The following is a 21,402-nucleotide window of genomic DNA, read 5'->3' as shown; positions in this document are numbered from 1 at the left end:
CTGGCAACCTTGGCCAGGAAGCGTCCGTCGACCGGGCTCAGGCACTCGAAGGTTTCACCGGATGCGGCATCGGTGTATTCGCCGTTGATGAAGGCGCGGCCTTCGATCTTCAGTTGCTGGGCACGTTGTTCCCAGTCCGCACGGGTCAGGGTGGTCATACGAAACTCCTCCTCTTGTTTAGGTGCAACGCCGCACTGAGGACTCGCAGGCGTTGTCAGAATTCTGGCCGGGCGACGCGCGCACACGGGCAAGCGATACCCTAAACCAGCCGGGGTAAACTATCAATATATTTGACACGAAAGGCTGAAAAGCCTACTGATGTTCATTTTATTAAACAACAACAGGAGCCGCACCATGAGAATAGACAGCATCATCGACTTCGCGCAGGTCATCACCGAAGCCGAACGCTACCGCCCGGCGGCGGAAAAAATCCTCAAGGGCGAGCCGGACCAGGCTGTCTACAACCATTATTCCAGCCCATGCGGGCAGTTTGCCGCGGGCGTGTGGGAAGGTGAGGTGGGGCAGTGGACGGTGAACTACACCGAGCACGAATACTGCGAAATCGTCCAGGGCGTTTCGGTGCTGCGCGACCAGGATGGCGGGGCCAAGACCCTGCGTGCCGGTGATCGGTTTGTCATCCCGGCCGGGTTCAAGGGCACCTGGGAGGTGCTGGAGCCATGCCGCAAGATCTATGTGATGTTCGAGCAGAAATCTGCAGAGCTTTGAGGCAGTGGCTATCTACCGCATGCACGCGTTGTTCAGGTTCAGCATGGCAGTGCTCACATTGAGCCAACCCTGATCAAAGGAACTTGTCATGCCAAAAGATGAATCGCAGCACAACGTAAACCCCATGGCCAGTATTGCCATCATTGCCGGGGGTGCCGCAATGGTACAGCCACCCAAGAGACCCAGGCCACCCAAGCCACCCAAGAAGGAGCCAACGCCGATGACAGACGCGCAGACATTACTCGCTGTGAAAGACTTCATCGGCACCACCTACTCCCCGGCGGTCAAGGAAAAGTTCAAGGAAATCACTCACCGCCCCGTCATTGGCCCAGGCGACATCTCCACTCGCGAACTGAACCCTAGCCGTATCACCCTGCGCACCAACGCACAGGGCGTGATTGAGGGTTGCAGTTTCGGCTAATTCTGAACGTCAGCCATAAAAAAACCCGCGTCCTTTCGGATGCGGGTTTTTTTAAGGTCGCCGATCAATTACTTGATCTTGGCTTCCTTGTACACCACGTGCTTGCGAACAACCGGATCATATTTCTTGATCTCGATTTTGTCCGGGGTGGTGCGCTTGTTCTTGTCGGTGGTGTAGAAGTGGCCGGTACCGGCACTCGAAACCAGACGGATCAATTCACGCATGATGTTCTCCCTTAAACCTTGGCGCCAGCTTTACGGATGTCAACCAGAACGGCGTCGATGCCGCGCTTGTCGATGATACGCATGCCTTTGGCGGAAACGCGCAGACGCACGAAACGCTTCTCGGATTCAACCCAGAAACGGTGGTGCTGCAGGTTCGGCAGGAAACGACGACGGGTTTTGTTGTTTGCGTGGGAAATGTTGTTCCCGGTTACTGGACCCTTACCAGTAACTTGACAGACTCTCGACATGACTCAGCCCTCTAAAACCACATGCCCAACCCGGCATGGGTTGGCCGCTTAATCTCTCAGTCTTTGGCGCCTGGGCGCCGTGATTCTGGAGGTCTTATCGACCGGATCCGCTTATGCGACAGGCCGAGCCCCTAGAAAAGAGCGCTGCTTTATACCAGAAAGACTTGGCTGCAACAACTGCGGATGCACATTGCCGCAAGCCAGAACGCGCCGGGCCAGCATAGCGGCAGGCCCCGCCAGCCGTCGACCGCTCGTCGCCAGTTTTGTAAAAAAGGGTGTGGTCATTTGCCGGCGGGCGCACTAGGGTAGGCCTTTTCCAGACTGCACTGGCAGATGGGCCACTGACAGCCAAGGAGCCACCATGCGTGTTGCCGCCTTTTCCTTATTGTTCAACTCTCTGTTCGCCGCCGGCGCTTTGTTCGCTGCCGGCGTTGCCCAGGCGGCGCCGCTGAGCGTTTGCAGCGAAGCCAGCCCTGAAGGCTTCGACGTGGTGCAGTACAACTCGCTGACCACCACCAACGCCACGGCTGACGTGCTGATGAACCGCCTGGTGGAGTTCGACGCAGCGCAAGGCAAGGTGGTGCCGAGCCTGGCGGCCAGCTGGACAGTGTCGGCCGACGGCCTGGTGTATGACTTCACCCTGCGCGATGACGTGAAATTCCACACCACCCCCTACTTCAAGCCAGGCCGCGAGCTGAACGCTGACGATGTGCTGTTCAGCTTCCAGCGCATGCTCTACCCCGCCCATGCCTGGCATAAGACAGCACCGGGTGGCTACCCGCATGCCCAGTCGCTGCAACTGGGCAGCCTGATCAAGGCGATCGAGGCCCCGGCGCCAAACACCGTGCGCTTTACCCTCAGCCACCCGGACGCCACGTTCCTGGCTACCCTGAGCATGGGCTTCGCCTCGATCTACTCCGCCGAATATGCCGACAAGCTGCTGAAGGCCGGTACGCCCGAGAAGCTCAACAGCCAGCCGATCGGCACCGGGCCGTTCGTGTTCCAGCGTTTCCAGAAGGACGCCGTGGTGCGTTATCGCGCCAACCCTGACTATTTCGCCGGCAAGCCAGCGGTCGACCCGTTGATCTTCGCTATCACCACCGATGCCAACGTGCGCCTGCAGAAGCTCAAGCGTGGCGAGTGCCAGGTTGCCCTGTCGCCCAAGCCGCTGGACATTGCCGAAGCGGGCAAGGATGGCAACCTGAAGGTAGCGACCACCCCGGCCTTCATGACCGCCTTCGTTGCCATCAACAGCCAGCACCCGCCGCTGGACAAGCCGGAAGTGCGCCAGGCCATCAACCTGGCCTTCGACAAGCAGGCCTACCTCAAGGCCGTGTTCGAAGACTCCGCAGTGGCCGCCAACGGCCCCTACCCGCCTAATACCTGGAGCTACGCCAAGGACCTGCCCGGCTACCCGCTGGACTTGAAGAAAGCCAAGGCGCTGCTGGCCAAGGCCGGTCTGCCAGAGGGTTTCAGCACCACCATCTGGACCCGCCCGTCGGGCAGCCTGCTCAACCCCAACCCCAGCCTTGGTGCACAGATGCTGCAAGCCGACCTGGCCAAGATCGGCGTCAAGGCCGAGATCCGCGTGATCGAATGGGGCGAGTTGATCCGCCGCGCCAAGGCGGGCGAGCATGACCTGCTGTTCATGGGTTGGGCAGGCGACAACGGCGACCCGGACAACTTCCTGAGCCCGCAGTTTTCCTGTGCCGCAGTGGAGTCGGGGACCAACTTTGCACGCTTCTGCGACAACCGCCTGGACCAGCTGATCAGCGCCGGGCGCACCACCAACGACCAGAGCGTGCGCAGCCGGCTGTACCAGCAGGCGCAAGCGCTGATCCAGCAGCAGGCGCTGTGGGTGCCACTGGCGCACCCTACGGCTGCCACCCTGCTGCGCCAAGGGGTCGAGGGTTACCAGGTAAGCCCGTTCGGGCGGCTGGACTTCAGCAAGGTGTCGGTGACCAGGTAAACCTGCACCGGCCTCTTCGCGGGCTTGCCCGCTCCCACAGGGACTGCACGACGCTTGAGGTCGGCGCTGTGCCTGTGGGAGCGGGCAAGCCCGCGAAGAGGCCGGTACAGACAGCACAAGGGCCTAGGCCACCACCCACCCCTGCTCAACCATCGACAACGGCTCCCCATCGCCAATGATGATGTGATCCAGCACCCGCACATCGATCAACGCCAACCCGCGCTTCAACGACAGGGTCAGATGCACATCGTCCTGGCTCGGCTCGTTGTTGCCCGAAGGATGGTTATGGCACAGGATCAAAGCCGCGGCGTTATGCAGCAATGCGCGCCGCACCACCTCCCGCGGGTAGACACTCGCCCGGTCTATGGTGCCTCTGAACAGGACCTCGAACGCCAATGGCCGGTGCTTGGTGTCCAGGAACAGGCAGCCGAACACTTCACTGGCCTCATGTCGCAACATGGCCTTGAGATACCGCCGCACCGCGGCTGGCCCCTCCAGGGCCTCTGCGCGCTTGATGTGCTCATCCAGATACCGCCGACCGATCTCCAGAAGCGCCTGGAGTTGTGCATATTTCACCGTCCCGATACCCGGCTCGCGCAACACGGCTTCGCGATCGGCTTCCAGAAACTGCCTCAGCCCGCCAAAACGCACCAGCAGCCCCCGCGCCAGGTCCAGCACATTGCGCCCGGCAACGCCAGAACCCAGCAGCACAGCAAGCAATTCGGCATCCGTCAGTACCGCCGCCCCACGCAGCAGCAACTTCTCCCGCGGTCGTTCTTCAGCCGGCCACTCCCTGATATTCATCCCCGCCCCCTGCCCTTGCTGCGGCCTATTTCGACCCTGTGTTAATCTATTTCGCCTCGTACATGCGACGTTCTGCCGCAGGCATTTTCGAACGTCGCCGCCCGCTCTCACTGGAAAAAGGCAAGCCTATGCAGCGGCTGTATCGCAAGCGCATCGTTCTCGGCGTAGGGGGCGGCATTGCCGCCTACAAAAGCGCCGAGCTGATTCGCCGACTCCTGGAGCACGGCGCGCAAGTGCGCGTCGTCATGACCCGCGGTGGTGCCGAGTTCATCACCCCGCTGACCCTGCAGGCGCTGTCGGGCCACCCGGTGCACATGGACCTGCTCGACCCGGCCGCCGAAGCGGCCATGGGCCATATCGAACTGGCCAAGTGGGCCGACCTGGTGCTGATTGCCCCGGCCACCGCCGACCTGATGGCGCGCATGGCACAAGGCATGGCCGACGACCTGCTGACCACCCTGGTGCTGGCCACCGACGCCACCGTCGCCGTGGCCCCGGCCATGAACCAGGCCATGTGGCGCGACCCGGCCACCCAGGCCAACCTCGAACTGCTCAAGAGCCGTGGCATCCAGGTGTTCGGCCCGGCCTCCGGCAGCCAGGCCTGTGGCGACGTCGGCCTGGGCCGCATGCTCGAGGCCACCGACCTGGCCTGGTGCGCCGCAGAAAGCTTCAAGCGCCAGGCACTGACCGGCAAGCATGTGCTGATCACCGCCGGCCCGACCCAGGAAAACATCGACCCGGTGCGCTACATCACCAATCATAGCTCCGGCAAGATGGGCTTTGCGCTCGCCGAAGCGGCCGCCGAAGCCGGGGCTCGGGTAACCCTCGTCACCGGCCCTGTGCACCTGCCAACCCCCGACCGAGTCAGCCGCATCGACGTGGTCAGCGCGCGGGACATGCTCGCGGCCTGTGAAGCCGCCATGCCATGCGACCTGTTTATCGCCTCGGCGGCGGTTGCGGACTACCGCCCGGAAGTGGTTGCCGCACAAAAACTGAAGAAAGATCCTACGACCGGCGACGGCATGCTGCTGCAGATGGTGCGCAATCCCGATATCCTTGCCACCATCGCTGGCCGCGCCGACCGCCCGTTCAGCGTCGGCTTTGCCGCCGAAACCGAACACCTGCTCGATTACGCCACGCGCAAGCTCAAGGACAAGAACCTCGACCTGATCGTCGCCAATGATGTGGCCAACCCCAGCATCGGCTTCAACAGCGAAGAAAACGCCTTGACCGTGATCGACCGCCAGCAGCACCAGACTCTCTTCGCGCAGACCAGCAAGGGCAAGATCGCCCGGCAACTGGTCGCCTTCATCGCCGAACGGCTCAACCAGGTTCAATAAGTTACATGCACGCTCTTCAAGCCAAGATCCTCGACCCACGCCTGGGTACCGAATTCCCCCTGCCGGCCTACGCCACCCCTGGTTCCGCCGGCCTCGACCTGCGCGCCCTGCTCAAGGAAGACACTGTCCTTGAACCAGGCCAGACCCTGCTGATCCCTACCGGCCTGTCGATCTACATCGGCGACCCGGGTCTTGCCGCAGTCATCCTGCCCCGCTCGGGCCTGGGCCATAAGCACGGCATCGTGCTGGGCAACCTGGTCGGCCTGATCGACTCGGACTACCAGGGCGAACTGATGGTGTCGTGCTGGAACCGCGGCAGCACCCCGTTCACCATCGCCGTTGGCGAGCGTATCGCCCAGCTGGTGCTGGTACCGGTGGTACAGGCCCATTTCGACATTGTCGAAGCTTTCGATGAAAGCCAGCGTGGCGCTGGCGGCTTCGGTCACTCCGGCAGCCACTGAGCCGGCAAATGACCGTTCAGGCCAAGGATGGCGAACTCTCTGGCGAAACCACCGTCCAAGCGTTCAGTTTGCGCCTGCCCAGAAAGCCTTTGACTAATGGAGCTTCCAGAGATGAACGACATGGCCCACCTGGTCCCCGCCGCATTGCCAGACAGCATTTTCCGCGCGTATGACATCCGCGGCGTGGTCGGCAAGACCCTCCACGCCGAAACCGCCTACTGGATCGGCCGCGCCATCGGCGCCCAGAGCCTGGCCCAAGGCGAACCGCAGGTTTCGGTAGGCCGTGATGGCCGCCTGTCCGGCCCGATGCTGGTCGAACAGCTGATCAAGGGCCTGGTCGATGCCGGCTGCCACGTCAGCGACGTCGGCCTGGTGCCCACCCCTGCACTGTATTACGCGGCCAACGTGCTGGCCGGCAAGTCGGGCGTGATGCTGACCGGCAGCCACAACCCATCGGACTACAACGGTTTCAAGATCGTCATCGCGGGCGACACCCTGGCCAACGAACAGATCCAGGCCCTGCTGACCCGCCTGAAAACCAACGACCTGACCCTGGCCGAAGGCCGTGTGGAAAAGGTCGGGATCCTGGACCGCTACTTCCAGCAGATCGTCAGCGACGTGAAGCTGGCCAGGAAGCTCAAGGTGGTCGTTGACTGCGGCAACGGCGCTGCGGGTGTGATCGCACCGCAACTGATCGAAGCCCTGGGCTGCGAAGTGATCCCGCTGTTCTGTGAAGTCGACGGCAACTTCCCCAACCACCACCCGGACCCGGGCAAGCCGGAAAACCTCGAAGACCTGATCGCCAAGGTCAAGGAAACCGGCGCCGACATCGGCCTGGCCTTCGACGGTGACGGCGACCGCGTGGGCGTGGTGACCAACACCGGCAGCATCGTCTACCCCGACCGCCTGCTGATGCTGTTTGCCCAGGACGTACTGGCACGCAACCCGGGCGCCGAGATCATCTTCGACGTCAAGTGCACCCGCCGCCTGACCCCGCTGATCGAACAGCATGGTGGCCGCGCACTGATGTGGAAGACCGGTCATTCGTTGATCAAGAAGAAGATGAAACAGACCGGTTCGCTGCTGGCCGGCGAGATGAGCGGTCACATCTTCATCAAGGAACGCTGGTACGGTTTTGACGATGGCATCTACAGCGCCGCGCGCCTGCTGGAGATCCTCAGCAAGGCCGGGCAGAGCGCCGAAAACCTGTTTGCCGCCTTCCCGAACGATATTTCCACGCCGGAAATCAATATTGATGTGACCGACGAGGGTAAATTCAGCATCATTGATGCACTGCAACGCGACGCCGACTGGGGCGAAGCCAACCTGACCACCATCGACGGTGTGCGGGTCGACTATCCCCACGGCTGGGGCCTGGTCCGCGCCTCCAACACCACCCCGGTGCTGGTGCTGCGGTTCGAAGCCGACAGCGATGCCGAATTGCAACGAATCAAGGATGTTTTCCGTACCCAGTTGCTGCGGGTTGAGCCTGAGCTGCAACTGCCGTTCTGACCGACTATCTGTTCCTTACAGGAGCCCTGCATGACCCTCGATCGCGATGCCGCTTCCCATGTAGCCGAGGTTTTGTCCGAAGCACTGCCTTACATCCGCCGCTTTGTCGGCAAGACCCTGGTGATCAAGTACGGCGGCAACGCGATGGAAAGCGAGGAGCTGAAAACCGGCTTCGCCCGTGACATCGTGCTGATGAAGGCTGTAGGCATCAACCCGGTGGTGGTCCACGGTGGTGGCCCGCAGATCGGCGACCTGCTCAAGCGCCTGTCGATCGAAAGCCACTTCATCGACGGTATGCGCGTCACCGACTCGGCGACCATGGACGTGGTAGAGATGGTGCTGGGTGGCCAGGTCAACAAGGACATCGTCAACCTGATCAACCGTCACGGCGGCAGCGCCATCGGCCTGACCGGCAAGGACGCAGAGCTGATCCGCGCCCGCAAGCTGACCGTCAGCCGCCAGACGCCCGAGATGACCACCCCGGAAATCATCGACATCGGCCACGTGGGCGAAGTGGTCAGCGTGAACACCGACCTGCTGAACATGCTGGTGAAAGGCGACTTCATCCCGGTTATCGCGCCGATTGGCGTGGGCGCCAACGGTGAGTCGTACAACATCAACGCCGACCTGGTAGCCGGCAAGGTGGCCGAAGCGCTGAAGGCCGAGAAGCTGATGCTGCTGACCAACATCGCCGGCCTGATGGACAAGCAGGGCCAGGTACTGACCGGCCTGACTACCGAGCAGGTCAATGAACTGATCGCCGATGGCACCATCTACGGTGGCATGCTGCCGAAGATCAAATGCGCGCTGGATGCGGTGCAGGGCGGTGTGAACAGCTCGCACATCATCGACGGCCGCGTGCCGAATGCCGTGCTGCTGGAAATCTTCACCGACAGCGGCGTGGGTACCCTGATTACCAACCGCAAGCCGCGCTGAGTCATCCGCCAGCCTGCACCGGCCTCTTCGCGGGCGCGCCCGCTCCCACAGGGATGGCGCCAAACCTGTGGGAGCGGGCATGCCCGCGAAGAGGCCCAAACAGGCGACACAAAAAAAGGCGACCTTCACACGAAGGTCGCCTTTTTCATTTCCAGGCCAGGATCAGATCCCGTACTGCGCCCGGTAAGCCTCGACAGCCGGCAGATGCTGCTTCAGCTGCGGGTCATCGGCCAGGAACTCCAGCACCTGGGTCAGCGAAACGATGCTGACCACCGGGATACCAAAGTCACGTTCCACTTCCTGGATTGCCGACAGCTCGCCATTGCCACGCTCTTCGCGGTTCAGCGCGATCAGCACGCCAGCGGCCTTGGCCTGCTGGGCATTGATGATCTGCATGACCTCACGAATGGCGGTACCGGCAGTGATCACGTCGTCGATGATCAGCACGTCACCGGCCAGCGGGGCACCAACCAGGCTGCCGCCTTCGCCGTGGTCCTTGGCTTCTTTACGGTTGAAGCACCATGGCACGTCGAGCTGATGCTGATCGGCAAGGGCCACGGCGGTAGTCGCCGCCAAAGGGATACCCTTGTAGGCCGGGCCGAACAGCACGTCGAACGGGATCTTGCTGTCGACGATGGCGGCGGCGTAGCAACGGCCCAGCTCGGCCAGTGCGGAACCGGTGTTGAACAGGCCGGCATTGAAGAAATACGGGCTGGTACGCCCCGATTTCAGGGTGAATTCACCGAAACGCAGTACCCCGCGATCGATGGCAAAACGGATAAAGTCGCGCTGATACGGCTGCATGAATAGTCCCGGACACCACGGATTTAGCTAAATGGGTTGAGCTCGGGTATCATACACGCACGAGATTTTTGGGGCCATTTATGCGGATCATCAGTGTGAACGTTAATGGCATTCAGGCTGCGGCCGAGCGTGGTTTGCTCAGCTGGCTGCAAGCCCAGAATGCCGACGTCATCTGCCTTCAGGATACCCGCGCCTCGGCCTTTGAACTCGATGACCCAGCTTTCCAGCTCGATGGCTATTTCCTTTATGCCTGCGACGCGGAGGTGCCTGCCCAAGGTGGTGTGGCCCTTTACTCGCGCATGCAGCCCAAGGCAGTCATCACCGGCCTGGGCTTCGAGACAGCCGACCGCTACGGGCGTTACCTGCAAGCAGATTTCGACAAAGTCAGTATTGCCACCCTGCTGTTGCCTTCGGGCATGAACGGCGACGAAGACTTGAACCAGAAGTTCAAGTTGATGGACGACTTCGCCAAGTACCTGGACAAACAGCGTCGCAAGCGTCGCGAATACATCTATTGCGGCTCTTTCTACGTGGCGCAGCAGAAGCTCGACATCAAGAACTGGCGTGACAGCCAGCAGTCGCCGGGCTTCCTGGCGCCGGAACGCGCCTGGATGGATGCGATCACGGGCGAGATGGGTTACGTGGATGCCCTGCGCGAAGTCAGCCGTGAAGGCGACCAGTACAGCTGGTGGCCGGACAACGAGCAGGCCGAGATGCTCAACCTGGGCTACCGGTTCGACTACCAGATCCTCACCCCGGGCCTGCGCCGCTTCGTGCGCAACGCCCGCCTGCCGCGTCAGCCGCGCTTCTCCCAGCATGCGCCGCTGATTGTGGACTATGACTGGACTTTGACCATCTGAACCCTTGGGTTGCTCTGCAACCCATTCGCGGGCACGCCCGCTCCCACAGGGATAGCGTCGCTTTCACTGGCGGCGCCGTACCTGTGGGAGCGGGCGCGCCCGCGAAGGGGCCACCGAAAATCTATTTGATCGGCCGCCAGATCATCGGGTAGCGATACGGCTTGCCCTCATTGGCCCGCACCGCGGCAATGATGATCAGGACCAGTACCGCCACCGTCAGCATGGCGAACAGCACCAGCCCGATGACCACGAACATCAGCAAGAAGCAGATGAACCCGGCAATGGTCACGCTGATCTGAAAGTTCAGCGCCTCTTTGCCCTGGGCGTCGATGAAGGGGTCTTGCTCGCGCTTGAGGTGCCACAGCACCAGCGGGCCCAGCAGGTGCCCGAGCGGCACCACCAGGCCCAGCAGCGCGGAGAGGTGGCAGAACATTGCCCATTGCCGGATCTCGGCATTGGGCGGGGTGATCGACAGGTTCGAATCGCTCATGCCCCGCTCCTTCCTGGCTGGGTCAGTCGGCCAGTGCGGCCTGCTGCAGTTCGAAGATCTCAGTCATGCCTTTCTGCGCCAGCGCCAGCATGGCGTTGAAGTCTTCAGGCTGGAACGGCGCACCTTCGGCAGTGCCCTGCACCTCGATGAAGCCACCGGCGCTGGTCATGACCACGTTCAGGTCGGTTTCGGCGGCGGAGTCTTCGAGGTAGTCCAGGTCGAGCACAGCTTCGCCCTGGTACATGCCCACCGACACGGCAGCGATCATGTGCTTGAGCGGGTTGCCACCCTTCAGGCCGCCGCGCTTCTTGATCACCGCCAGGGCGTCGCACAGGGCGACCATGGCACCGGTGATGGATGCGGTACGGGTGCCGCCATCGGCCTGGATCACGTCGCAGTCGACGTACAGGGTGATGTCGCCCAGCTTGCTCATGTCCAGCGCGGCGCGCAGCGAGCGGCCAATCAGGCGCTGGATTTCCAGGGTGCGGCCACCCTGCTTGCCACGGCTGGCTTCGCGCTGGTTACGCTCGCCAGTGGAGCGCGGCAGCATGCCGTATTCGGCGGTCAGCCAGCCTTGGCCCTGGCCTTTGAGGAAGCGCGGCACACCGTTTTCCACACTGACCGTGCAGATGACCTTGGTGTCACCGAACTCGACCAGTACCGACCCTTCGGCGTGCTTGGTGTAGTTGCGGGTGATGCGGATCGAGCGGAGCTGATCGGCGGCGCGACCACTTGGACGTTTCATCTGGGATACCTGTACTGGGACTTTGAATCTGCCGAGCATTATAGAGCCCGCAGCGCAGGGAAGACATGCCTATTGTCGCGCCCGCCACAGCCCGTCGCCTTTTCCTACCCCGGCGTTCCCCCCTCTGTAACATAGGTGGATTGGGCGCCACGGCGCCACTGCGCTACAATCCTGCGCCTTGAAGCCGAGAGGCTCCCAACGTTCATTCAACTACGCGAGGTACTCCCCATGGTGCACAGCATGACCGCTTTTGCTCGTGTCGAGCGCGCCGGCAGCCAAGGCACCCTGGTCTGGGAACTGCGCTCGGTCAACCACCGCTACCTGGAACCCCACCTGCGTTTGCCCGAGGCCCTGCGCGACCTTGAAGGCGGCGTTCGTGAAGGCCTGCGCCAGGGTCTGTCGCGGGGCAAGGTGGAATGCACCTTGCGCCTCAACGAAGACAGCAACGGCAAGCCGCTGAAGGTAGACCGCGAGCGCGCCGCACAACTGGTCGCAGCCGCCGAGGAAGTGGCCGGGCTGATCAAGCAGCCGGCACCACTCAACCCGCTGGAGGTGCTGTCGTGGCCAGGCGTGCTGGTGGCCGACACCAGTGACCCGCAGGCGCTGAACGCCGAAGCCATGGCGCTGTTCGACGAAGCACTGGCCGAACTCAAGGCGGGGCGCCAGCGCGAAGGCCAGGAACTGGCCCGGCTGATCAACGATCGCCTGGACAACATGACCAGCGAAGTCACCACCCTGCGCGCCCTGGTGCCGCAGATGCTGGCCGCGCAGCGGCAGAAGATTCTCGACCGGTTCGGCGACATGCAAGCCGAGCTCGACCCACAGCGCCTGGAACAAGAGATGGTGCTGCTGGCACAAAAGAGCGACGTGGCCGAGGAACTCGACCGCCTCAGCACCCACGTCACTGAAGTGCGCCGGGTACTCAAGGGCGGCGGCGCCGCCGGGCGTCGCCTGGACTTCCTGATGCAGGAACTCAACCGCGAAGCCAACACCCTCGGCTCCAAGGCCTTCGACCCACGCAGCACGCAAGCGGCGGTCAACCTGAAGGTATTGATCGAACAGATGCGCGAACAAGTACAGAACATCGAGTAAGGCCACCCCGACCATGAACCACAGCAGCGGCACCCTCTACATCGTTTCGGCCCCTTCTGGCGCCGGCAAGACCAGCCTGGTAACGGCCCTGATCAAGGCCGACCCGCGCGTCAGCGTTTCGGTCTCGCACACCACCCGCGCCATGCGCCCGGGCGAAGAGCACGGCGTGAACTACCACTTCGTCAGCCATGACGATTTCAAGGGGCTGATCACCCAGGGTGACTTCCTCGAGCACGCCGAAGTGTTCGGCAATTTCTACGGGACTTCGCGCAGTGCGCTGCAAGAGGTGCTGGACCAGGGCAACGACCTGATCCTCGAGATCGACTGGCAAGGCGCCCAGCAGGTGCGCAAGCTGATGCCCGAGGCGCGGTCGGTGTTCATCCTGCCGCCGAGCCAGAAGGCCCTGCGCGAGCGCCTGGATGGCCGTGGCCAGGACAGCGAAGAGATCATCGCCGGGCGCATGAAGGAAGCGGTCAGCGAGATGGAGCATTACGACGAGTATGAGTACGTCATCATCAACGATGACTTCGACTCAGCGCTGGAAGACTTGAAGGCGGTGTTCCTAGCTAACCGTGAAGGTGGCTCTGCCCTGGCTGCACGAGCCGAAGAGCTGAAGCTGGAGAACCAGCAGCAGCGCCATGCAGCACTGCTGAAGCAACTGATCGGCTAAAGATCCATTGGGGCTGCTTTGCAGCCCTTCGCGGGCAAGCCCGCTCCCACAGGAGATCACTGCCCTTGAGGCTTGCGTGGTACCTGTGGGAGCGGGCTTGCCCGCGAAAGGGGCGCAAAGCGCCCCCAGCTTTATTCCTGCAAAGGCAAGGTAGCCTGCTGACGCAGGGTAGCCCCCAGGAAATACGCCGGCGCGCGCATGCGCGACAGCATCATCAGCCCGATGCCCAGCACCGAGATGATCGCGGCAATCACGAATACCAGCCCCAGCCCGCCCACATGCGAGCCACTGCCGAAGTCCGGCGAGGCGCTGTCGATGGCGGTGCGCAAGAAGATCACCGACAAGATCACCCCCCCTACCAGCGGGCACAGGCCACGCATGATGAAGTGGCGCAGGCTGTCGAACAGGCTGCCGCGGAAGTACCAGACGCAAGCAAACGCAGTCAGCGAATAGTAGAAGCAGATCATCATGCCCAGCGCGGTGATGGTATCGGCCAGCACGTTCTCGCTCAGGCTACGCATGGTCACGTAGAACAGGCCCGCAGCCACACCCGCACAGATGGTGGCATAACGCGGGGTTTGCGAACGCGGGCAGACAGTGGCGAACTTCTGCGGTACGGCGCCATAGTAACCCATGGCCAACAGGGTGCGCGCCGGCGCCACGAAGGTCGACTGCAGCGATGCCGCCGTGCTGGCCAGCACCGCGATGGACATCAGGATCGCCAACGGCCCCATGACCGGGCCGGCCAGGTGGGCAAAGACGTTCTCCTGGATACGCGGGTTGTTCAGGCCCAGGCCCGTTTCGCTGATACCGGCAAACTGCAGGGTGGCGATGGCGGTGAACAGGTACAGGCCGAGGATCAGCATCACGGTCCAGGTGGCGGCCTTGCCAGGCACCTCTTCGCTGCCCACCGACTCTTCGCTCACGGTCAGGCAGGTGTCCCAACCCCAGAAGATGAAGATCGACAGCGACAGCCCGGCGGCAAAGGCCGAGAACGACTCGACACCGAACGGGTTGAACCAGGCGAAATCGAACTCCAGTGGCGGCGTCGCGGCGGTGCCGCCGAATGCGGCGACGGCAAAGCCGATCAACACCACCAACTGCAAGGCCACCAGGCCGTACTGCACGGTCATGGTGGTGGCAATGCCGCGACAGCAGATCCACACCGCCAGCCCTATGAACACGCAACAGGTGGTGATGTTGATCAGCAAGTTGTCGGCCAATGCCGCCAGCTCATGCTTGCCGGTGATCTGGCCCAGGAACAGGTAGAAGAAGTCGACCGCCACCCCCGCCAGGTTCGACAGCACGATGGTGGTAGCCACCACCAACCCCCAGCCGCCAATCCAGCCGATCATCGGGCCGAAGGCACGCGCCGACCAAGTGAACGACGTGCCGCTGTCCGGCTCTGCCGAGTTCAGTTCGCGGTAGCCCAGGGCCACCAGCAACATCGGCAGGAAGCCGACGATGAACACGGCTGGCAAGTGAGCACCGACCTCGCGCACGGTCGGGCCGAGGGCGCCAGTGAGGGTGTAGACCGGGGCGATGGTGGAAATGCCCAACACCACGGTAGCCAGCAAGCCCAGCCGACCTTTGGCCAGACCCTTGCTGCTCTGGGTGTTACCCGCGTCGGCCACCACGTCGGGTGGGCGGCCGGCTTCTGTGTAATTGCTCATGAGTATTTGCCGTAAATTTTGGAATTGTTTTCGCAGGCCTTGCGCACAAGGCCTGCTTTCACTCATTGAAAGCTTGCTGCCGGGAACACGTCATCCAAGACCTTCGGCTGACGTCAGAATGCCGTCTGCCGTGCGCCCTCCCGCGCTGCGTAAGCAATGCAGGCCTCGCGAAACGCCTGAAACAGGCGCAGCGAGACCGCGTTTTCGCTAAAGCGCCACTCCGGGTGCCACTGCACACCAAGCACAAAGCCCGGCGCAGCGGGCATGGACACCGCTTCGATCAGGCCATCCGGGGCCCGTGCCTCGACGCGCAGGCCAGGGGCCAGGCGGTCGATGCCCTGGCTGTGCAGCGAGTTGACCTCGAACTGCGCAGCCAGGCCCAGGCGCTCGAACAACCCACCAGGCTCAATGCCGACAGGGTGACGAGGGCCGTATTGCACCTCCAGGGGTGCGTCCTCAGGTTCGCGGTGGTCGAGATAGCCGGGCAATTCCTGCACACGCTGATGCAGGCTGCCGCCAAGGGCCACGTTCAGTTCCTGGTAGCCACGGCAGATGCAGAACACCGGCACACCGGCGGCAATGGCCGCCTGCAGCAGCGGCAGGGTCAGCCGGTCACGCGCCAGGTCATGCCGGGTACCGGCCGCACTGGGGGCGCCATTGTAATGATGCGGTTCGATATTAGAAGGCGAGCCGGTAAAAACAATGCCGTGCAGACGGGCCAGCAGCGCTTGCGTATCGCTGCCCCCGTCACGGGCCGGCAAGATCAGCGGCAAGCCGGCAAAGCCGGCCGCCTCGACATACTTGTCGCCTACCGTGTGCGACGAGTTCTTCCCAACCTGCTGACGGCAGGCGCTGACACCGATCAAGGGGACCGCAGTTGCGCTCATGGGCTTACACCGTGTGCAGGTACCAGTTGTACTCAAGGTCGGAGATCGACACTTCGAACTCGGCCAGTTCGCTTTCCTTGCAAGCCACGAAGATATCGATGTAGTCCGGGCTGATGTATTGGTTGAGCACTTCGCTGTCATCCAGCGCGCGCAGGGCATCGCGCAGGTTGTTCGGCAGGCTTTGCTCCAGCTGTTCGTAGGAGTTGCCTTCGATCGGCGCATCCGGCTCGACCTTGTTGGTCAGGCCGTGATGCACGCCGGCCAGGATGGCCGCCAGCATCAGGTAGGGGTTGGCGTCGGCGCCGGCCACACGGTGTTCCAGGCGCACGTTGTCGCTGCTGTCGGTCGGCACGCGCACGGCAACGGTGCGGTTGTCCAGGCCCCAGCTCGGTGCATTGGGCACGTAGAACTGCGCGCCGAAGCGGCGATAGGAGTTGATGTTCGGGCACAGGAAAGCCATCGACGCCGGCATGGTCTCGAGCACGCCACCGATGGCGTGGCGCAGCGTGTCGCTTTGCAGCGGGTCGTCACTGGCGAAAATGTTCTTGCCGGTTTTCTTGTCCAGCAACGAAATGTGCACGTGCAGGCCGTTGCCTGCCTGGCCCGGGTAGGGCTTGGCCATGAAGGTGGTGTCCATTTCATGGTCGTAGGCCACGTTCTTGATCAGCCGCTTGAGCAGGATCGCGTAGTCGCAGGCCTTCAGCGGGTCTGCCACGTGGTGCAGGTTGACTTCGAACTGCGCCGGGGCGCTTTCCTTGACGATGGCGTCGGCAGGCAGGCCCTGCTCCTTGGCCGCTTCGAGCATGTCTTGCAGGCAGTCGGCGTATTCGTCGAGGTCGTCGATCAGGTACACCTGGGTCGACTGCGGGCGCTTGCCGGAAATGGGCGAACGCGGTGGCTGCGGGCGGCCGTTGAGGTTGTCCTGATCGATCAGGTAGAACTCCAGCTCGAACGCAGCGCAGATGGTCAGGCCCAGGTCGTCGAACTTGCTCACCACCTGACGCAGCACTTCACGAGGGTCGGCGAAAAACGGCGCGCCTTCGATCTCGTGCATGGTCATCAGCAGCTGGGCGGTGGGGCGTTTCTGCCACGGCTCGTCCGACAGCGTGCCAGGGATAGGGAAACAGATGCGGTCGGCATCGCCGATGTCCAGGCCAAGGCCGGTGCTTTCGACAGTGGAACCGTTGATGTCCAGGGCGAACAGCGAAGCCGGCAGGTTGATGCCTTTCTCGTACACCTTGTGCAGGCTGGCCCGCTCGATGCGCTTGCCACGTACCACGCCGTTCATGTCGGAGATCAGCAGGTCGACGTACTGCGTGTCCGGATGGGCCTGGAGGAAGTCATTCATCTCGCTGGAAGAACTGGCGCACGGGGTTACCGACGTCATGGCTGTACATCCTTTGATTTGCTGCGGCGATGTGGGGATACGGCTGGCGCCTCACGGGCGACGATGGTTGCAGCTGTTGTTCTTTTCACTTTCCCATCGTGGGGATTGGTTACCCGACCGGGCGCATTGATTCCGGGGGGCCGTTTCACTATAAAATGGCCCTGACGCAACAGACATTGGCAATTCGGCAAGCAGAGCGTGCACCAATGCAATATCAGATTACCCACGCCGACCTCTCCCTGGTCCTGGCACTGGAGCGTGGCCGTTCACTGGCCAAGGCTGCCGAGCTTCTGAAAGTCGACGTTTCGACCGTATTTCGCTCGATCCGCCGGCTCGAGTCAGCGCTGGGTACGGCCTTGTTCGTCAAGAGCCGCAAGGGCTACCTGCCGACCGACACCGCCCAGGCCCTGGCCGAACAGGCCGAGCGCGCCGAGCAGGCGCTGGAGGCGGCGCGCATCGCCATGACCAGCGGCGAGCAGGTGGTAAGCGGCACTGTGCGGCTGACCTGCACCGAGGCGGTGATGCACAGCCTGCTGCTGCCAGCGCTGGCCGAGTTCATGCCCAACTACCCGGCCCTGTCGCTGGAGATGGGCACCTCCAACACCTTCGCCAACCTCAGCCGACGCGACGCCGACATTGCCCTGCGCCTGACCAACACGCCACCGGAACACCTGGTGGGCCGCAACCTGGGGTCTACCTCCTACGTGGTGTGTGGCCAGCCACAGTGGCGCGATCGCCTGGCCGAGTCGCCCGTCAGCACACCGTGGATCGCCCCCGACGACTCGATGCAGGACCACCCCACGGTGGTCTGGCGCAACCAGCAGTACCCTGGACTGAGCCCTCGGTACCAGTGCAGCAGCATGTCGACCATCGCCCAGCTGGTGACTGCCGGGCTGGGCGTGGCGGCGCTGCCGGACTACATGGTGCATGCGCTGCCCGGTGTGGATGCGCTGAGCGGGCCGCTGGCCGGCTGCGACACCCAGCTGTGGCTGCTGACCCGGCCGGATTGCCGGGCGCTGCGCTCGGTGCAGACATTGTTCGAAGAGCTGACCCCGCGGTTGCGCGGCGCGATGCTCTGAGGTTATCGTCAGGTTCATGCAGTGAGGGTGTCTGTTCCGGCCCTTTCGCGGCTAAAGCCGCTCCCACGTGGTGCGGCGACAGGCCTAGGTATACAGCAGGCCGACAAAACAGCGCTTCCCTATTGGCTGGTGATTTTTTAAACTATCGAGTCCGCCTGCCCATTACTGGGCTGCACGCCCACCGCATTTGCTACTGAGGAAGACCATGGCCCGCGTAACTGTTGAAGACTGCCTGGAACACGTGGATAACCGCTTTGAGCTGGTCATGCTCTCGACCAAGCGCGCTCGCCAGCTGGCGACCGGCGGCAAAGAGCCACGCGTAGCGTGGGAAAACGACAAGCCAACCGTTGTTGCCCTGCGTGAAATCGCCGAAGGCATCGTCACCAACGAGTTCATCGCCGCTGAAGAGATCGTCACCGAGGATCCGGTCTTCGCCGCGTTCGAGGACGAGTCCAACGAGGCTGTCTGATTGATGCCAGGTCGACGTCGCACGGCGCAAGGCCCTCTTCCTCCGCAGGAGGTGAACCCATGCCGGGTATAGAAGCCTTGGCCGAACGGCTGTCGACCTACCTTGGCCCCGAACAGGTCAACCTGGTCCGGCGCGCCTATTTCTACGCCGAACAGGCCCACGACGGGCAGCGCCGCCGCAGCGGCGAGCCCTACGTGACCCATCCGCTGGCCGTGGCCAGCATCCTCGCCGACATGCACATGGACCATCAGAGCCTGATGGCGGCCATGCTGCACGACGTGATCGAAGACACCGGCATCGCCAAGGAAGCCCTCAGCCAGCAATTTGGCGAGACCGTGGCCGAACTGGTCGATGGGGTCAGCAAGCTGACCCAGATGAACTTCGAGACCAAGGCCGAGGCGCAAGCCGAAAACTTCCAGAAAATGGCCATGGCCATGGCCCGCGACATCCGCGTGATCCTGGTCAAGCTGGCCGACCGCCTGCACAACATGCGTACCCTGGAAGTGCTGTCTGGCGAAAAACGCCGGCGCATCGCCAAGGAAACCCTGGAAATCTACGCGCCCATCGCCAACCGCTTGGGCATGCACACCGTGCGCGTGGAGTTCGAGGACCTCGGCTTCAAGGCCATGCACCCGATGCGCTCGTCGCTGATTCACCGGGCGGTGAAAAGCGCACGCGGCAACCGCAAGGAAATCGTCGCCAAGATCGAGCAGTCGCTGGCCAACTGCCTGGCCGTCGACGGTATCCAGGGCGAGGTCAGCGGCCGACAGAAACACCTCTATGGCATCTACAAGAAGATGCGCGGCAAGCGCCGTGCCTTCAACGAGATCATGGACGTGTACGCCTTCCGCATCATCGTCGACAAGGTCGACACCTGCTACCGCGTGCTCGGCGCCGTGCACAACCTGTACAAGCCGCTGCCTGGTCGCTTCAAGGACTACATCGCGATCCCCAAGGCCAACGGCTACCAGTCGTTGCACACCACGCTGTTCGGCATGCACGGCGTGCCCATCGAAATCCAGATCCGCACCCGCGAGATGGAAGAGATGGCCAACAACGGCATCGCCGCGCACTGGCTGTACAAGTCCAATGATGACGAGCAGCCCAAGGGCAGCCACGCCCGCGCACGCCAGTGGGTCAAGGGCATCCTTGAACTGCAGCAACGTGCCGGCAACTCGCTGGAATTCATCGAAAGCGTGAAAATCGACCTGTTCCCGGACGAGGTCTACGTGTTCACGCCCAAGGGCCGCATCATGGAGCTGCCCAAAGGCTCCACGGCCGTCGATTTTGCCTATGCGGTGCACACCGACGTGGGCAATAGCTGCATCGCCTGCCGCATCAACCGCCGCCTGGCACCGCTGTCGGAACCGCTGCAAAGCGGCTCGACGGTGGAAATCGTCAGCGCCCCGGGCGCACGGCCAAACCCGGCCTGGCTGAACTTCGTGGTGACCGGCAAGGCACGCACGCACATCCGCCACGCACTCAAGCAGCAGCGTCGCTCCGAGTCCATCAGCCTGGGTGAACGCCTGCTGAACAAGGTGCTCACCGGTTTCGACAGCAGCCTGGAGAAAATCCCGCAGGAACGTATCCAGGCGATTCTTGCCGAGTACCGCCAGGAACTGATCGAAGACCTGCTCGAAGACATCGGCCTGGGCAACCGCATGGCCTACGTGGTCGCACGCCGCCTGCTGTCGGCCGACGGCGAGCAGTTGCCCGCGCCGGAAGGCCCGCTGGCGATCCGTGGTACCGAAGGCCTGGTGCTGAGCTACGCCAAGTGCTGTACGCCGATTCCGGGTGACCCGATCGTCGGCCACCTGTCGGCTGGCAAAGGCATGGTCGTGCACCTTGAGAACTGCCGCAACATCAGTGAAATCCGCCACAACCCGGAGAAGTGCGTGCAGCTTTCCTGGGCCAAGGACATCACGGGCGAGTTCAATGTCGAACTGCGTGTCGAACTGGAGCACCAGCGCGGCCTGATCGCGCTGCTGGCCAGCAGCGTCAACGCCGCCGACGGCAACATCGAGAAGATCAGCATGGACGAACGCGACGGCCGTATCAGCGTGGTCCAACTGGTGGTCAGCGTGCACGACCGCGTGCACCTGGCGCGTGTGATCAAGAAGCTGCGTACCCTGACCGGTGTGGTCCGCATCACCCGCATGCGTACGTAGTCCGCCAACCGCAAGGAGTCATCATGAGCAAGACCGTCATCAACAGCGACAAGGCCCCTGCCGCCATCGGCACCTACTCGCAGGCGATCAAGGCCGGCAACACCGTGTACATGTCGGGTCAGATCCCACTGGACCCAAAAACCATGGAACTGGTCGAAGGCTTCGAAGCCCAGACCGTGCAGGTGTTCGAAAACCTCAAGGCCGTGGCTGAAGCCGCTGGTGGTTCGTTCAAGGACATCGTCAAGCTGAACATCTTCCTCACCGACCTGAGCCACTTCGCCAAGGTCAACGAGGTCATGGGCCGCTACTTCGAGCAGCCATACCCGGCCCGCGCCGCCATCGGGGTTGCCGCGCTGCCGAAAGGCGCCCAGGTCGAAATGGACGCCATCCTGGTCATCGAATGATGCCCCGGTGACGGGCGCCCTGCCCGTCACCCC

At 62.7% G+C, this 21,402-nt stretch carries 22 protein-coding genes and 2 pseudogenes; 14 read left to right on the top strand and 10 right to left on the bottom strand.

Going from position 1 to position 21,402, the window contains the following annotated elements:
* Positions 1 to 218: pseudogene (locus ACFY9W_RS14740) on the bottom strand (aldehyde dehydrogenase PuuC); the annotation flags it as partial.
* A 136-nt stretch (positions 219 to 354) separates the two neighbouring features.
* Between ACFY9W_RS14740 and ACFY9W_RS14735 the strand changes: the two are divergent.
* Together ACFY9W_RS14735 and ACFY9W_RS14730 are read left to right on the top strand one after the other, a co-directional pair.
* Positions 355 to 726, top strand: coding sequence for a cupin domain-containing protein (locus ACFY9W_RS14735; protein WP_391131408.1), 372 nt, complete (start codon positions 355 to 357; stop codon positions 724 to 726).
* Between the two features lie 88 nt (positions 727 to 814).
* Complete coding sequence (locus tag ACFY9W_RS14730; protein WP_391131406.1) at positions 815 to 1,147, top strand: hypothetical protein; 333 nt, start codon at positions 815 to 817, stop codon at positions 1,145 to 1,147.
* Positions 1,148 to 1,215: 68 nt separating this feature from the next.
* On the opposite strand, the gene rpmG is transcribed toward ACFY9W_RS14730, so the two are convergent.
* Both rpmG and rpmB read right to left on the bottom strand, forming a co-directional pair.
* A complete protein-coding gene (rpmG, locus tag ACFY9W_RS14725; RefSeq protein ID WP_003253507.1) occupies positions 1,216 to 1,371 on the bottom strand; it encodes a 50S ribosomal protein L33 in 156 nt (51 codons plus the stop codon).
* Positions 1,372 to 1,382: 11 nt separating this feature from the next.
* On the bottom strand, positions 1,383 to 1,619 hold the full coding sequence (gene rpmB, locus ACFY9W_RS14720; RefSeq protein ID WP_003253504.1) for a 50S ribosomal protein L28: 237 nt from the start codon (positions 1,617 to 1,619) through the stop codon (positions 1,383 to 1,385).
* A 361-nt stretch (positions 1,620 to 1,980) separates the two neighbouring features.
* Between rpmB and ACFY9W_RS14715 the strand changes: the two genes are divergently transcribed.
* Positions 1,981 to 3,588 (top strand): ABC transporter substrate-binding protein, encoded by a 1,608-nt coding sequence (locus ACFY9W_RS14715; protein ID WP_391131404.1) that lies wholly within the window; start codon positions 1,981 to 1,983, stop codon positions 3,586 to 3,588.
* Positions 3,589 to 3,711: 123 nt separating this feature from the next.
* On the opposite strand, the gene radC is transcribed toward ACFY9W_RS14715, so the two are convergent.
* On the bottom strand, positions 3,712 to 4,392 hold the full coding sequence (gene radC / locus ACFY9W_RS14710) for a DNA repair protein RadC (RefSeq protein ID WP_391131402.1): 681 nt from the start codon (positions 4,390 to 4,392) through the stop codon (positions 3,712 to 3,714).
* A 128-nt stretch (positions 4,393 to 4,520) separates the two neighbouring features.
* Between radC and coaBC the strand changes: the two genes are divergently transcribed.
* From coaBC to argB, 4 genes and pseudogenes are all read left to right on the top strand, one after another.
* A complete protein-coding gene (coaBC, locus tag ACFY9W_RS14705; RefSeq protein ID WP_391131415.1) occupies positions 4,521 to 5,732 on the top strand; it encodes a bifunctional phosphopantothenoylcysteine decarboxylase/phosphopantothenate--cysteine ligase CoaBC in 1,212 nt (403 codons plus the stop codon).
* 5 nt (positions 5,733 to 5,737) lie between these two features.
* The gene (dut, locus tag ACFY9W_RS14700; RefSeq protein WP_391131400.1) at positions 5,738 to 6,193 is read left to right on the top strand and encodes a dUTP diphosphatase; all 456 of its coding nucleotides are present in this window, start codon (positions 5,738 to 5,740) and stop codon (positions 6,191 to 6,193) included.
* A gap of 144 nt (positions 6,194 to 6,337) precedes the next feature.
* Positions 6,338 to 7,705: pseudogene (locus ACFY9W_RS14695) on the top strand (phosphomannomutase/phosphoglucomutase); the annotation flags it as partial.
* A gap of 30 nt (positions 7,706 to 7,735) precedes the next feature.
* Positions 7,736 to 8,641 carry an acetylglutamate kinase gene (gene argB / locus ACFY9W_RS14690; protein WP_004575216.1) on the top strand — a complete coding sequence of 302 codons (906 nt, stop codon included), beginning with the start codon at positions 7,736 to 7,738 and terminating at the stop codon, positions 8,639 to 8,641.
* A 162-nt stretch (positions 8,642 to 8,803) separates the two neighbouring features.
* On the opposite strand, the gene pyrE is transcribed toward argB, so the two are convergent.
* Positions 8,804 to 9,445 (bottom strand): orotate phosphoribosyltransferase, encoded by a 642-nt coding sequence (gene pyrE / locus ACFY9W_RS14685; protein ID WP_003253405.1) that lies wholly within the window; start codon positions 9,443 to 9,445, stop codon positions 8,804 to 8,806.
* 80 nt (positions 9,446 to 9,525) lie between these two features.
* On the opposite strand from pyrE, the gene ACFY9W_RS14680 reads away from it, so the two are divergent.
* A complete protein-coding gene (locus ACFY9W_RS14680) occupies positions 9,526 to 10,305 on the top strand; it encodes an exodeoxyribonuclease III (protein ID WP_172229251.1) in 780 nt (259 codons plus the stop codon).
* A gap of 121 nt (positions 10,306 to 10,426) precedes the next feature.
* On the opposite strand, the gene ACFY9W_RS14675 is transcribed toward ACFY9W_RS14680, so the two are convergent.
* On the bottom strand, positions 10,427 to 10,795 hold the full coding sequence (locus tag ACFY9W_RS14675; RefSeq protein ID WP_391131396.1) for a DUF4870 domain-containing protein: 369 nt from the start codon (positions 10,793 to 10,795) through the stop codon (positions 10,427 to 10,429).
* 22 nt (positions 10,796 to 10,817) lie between these two features.
* On the bottom strand, positions 10,818 to 11,540 hold the full coding sequence (gene rph, locus ACFY9W_RS14670) for a ribonuclease PH (RefSeq protein ID WP_009681991.1): 723 nt from the start codon (positions 11,538 to 11,540) through the stop codon (positions 10,818 to 10,820).
* Between the two features lie 228 nt (positions 11,541 to 11,768).
* On the opposite strand from rph, the gene ACFY9W_RS14665 reads away from it, so the two are divergent.
* Positions 11,769 to 12,632, top strand: a complete 864-nt coding sequence (locus tag ACFY9W_RS14665; protein WP_391131394.1) for a YicC/YloC family endoribonuclease — start codon at positions 11,769 to 11,771, stop codon at positions 12,630 to 12,632.
* 13 nt (positions 12,633 to 12,645) lie between these two features.
* Positions 12,646 to 13,302 (top strand): guanylate kinase, encoded by a 657-nt coding sequence (gmk, locus tag ACFY9W_RS14660; RefSeq protein WP_391131392.1) that lies wholly within the window; start codon positions 12,646 to 12,648, stop codon positions 13,300 to 13,302.
* Positions 13,303 to 13,433: 131 nt separating this feature from the next.
* On the opposite strand, the gene ACFY9W_RS14655 is transcribed toward gmk, so the two are convergent.
* The 3 genes from ACFY9W_RS14655 to ACFY9W_RS14645 form a co-directional block, all read right to left on the bottom strand.
* Complete coding sequence (locus tag ACFY9W_RS14655) at positions 13,434 to 14,975, bottom strand: amino acid permease (RefSeq protein WP_391131390.1); 1,542 nt, start codon at positions 14,973 to 14,975, stop codon at positions 13,434 to 13,436.
* Between the two features lie 113 nt (positions 14,976 to 15,088).
* On the bottom strand, positions 15,089 to 15,862 hold the full coding sequence (locus tag ACFY9W_RS14650) for a gamma-glutamyl-gamma-aminobutyrate hydrolase family protein (protein ID WP_391131388.1): 774 nt from the start codon (positions 15,860 to 15,862) through the stop codon (positions 15,089 to 15,091).
* 4 nt (positions 15,863 to 15,866) lie between these two features.
* Positions 15,867 to 17,249 (bottom strand): glutamine synthetase family protein, encoded by a 1,383-nt coding sequence (locus tag ACFY9W_RS14645; protein WP_391131386.1) that lies wholly within the window; start codon positions 17,247 to 17,249, stop codon positions 15,867 to 15,869.
* A gap of 206 nt (positions 17,250 to 17,455) precedes the next feature.
* Here ACFY9W_RS14645 and ACFY9W_RS14640 point away from each other — a divergent pair, with 206 nt between their 5' ends.
* From ACFY9W_RS14640 to ACFY9W_RS14625, 4 genes are all read left to right on the top strand, one after another.
* Positions 17,456 to 18,328 (top strand): LysR substrate-binding domain-containing protein, encoded by an 873-nt coding sequence (locus ACFY9W_RS14640; protein ID WP_391131384.1) that lies wholly within the window; start codon positions 17,456 to 17,458, stop codon positions 18,326 to 18,328.
* A gap of 205 nt (positions 18,329 to 18,533) precedes the next feature.
* Positions 18,534 to 18,797, top strand: coding sequence for a DNA-directed RNA polymerase subunit omega (gene rpoZ / locus ACFY9W_RS14635; RefSeq protein WP_012312123.1), 264 nt, complete (start codon positions 18,534 to 18,536; stop codon positions 18,795 to 18,797).
* Positions 18,798 to 18,856: 59 nt separating this feature from the next.
* Entirely contained in the window at positions 18,857 to 20,965 is a 2,109-nt protein-coding gene (gene spoT / locus ACFY9W_RS14630) for a bifunctional GTP diphosphokinase/guanosine-3',5'-bis pyrophosphate 3'-pyrophosphohydrolase (protein ID WP_391131381.1), read from the top strand.
* A 23-nt stretch (positions 20,966 to 20,988) separates the two neighbouring features.
* Positions 20,989 to 21,369: a RidA family protein gene (locus ACFY9W_RS14625; RefSeq protein ID WP_009684531.1), complete on the top strand. Its 381-nt coding sequence runs from the start codon at positions 20,989 to 20,991 to the stop codon at positions 21,367 to 21,369.
* Positions 21,370 to 21,402 lie beyond the last annotated feature (33 nt).

The organism is Pseudomonas sp. NPDC008258, from assembly GCF_042956345.1.
Classification (GTDB): domain Bacteria; phylum Pseudomonadota; class Gammaproteobacteria; order Pseudomonadales; family Pseudomonadaceae; genus Aquipseudomonas.
The sequence above is the reverse complement of the archived record's forward strand: the minus strand, read 5'-3'. Positions and strand labels throughout refer to the sequence as shown.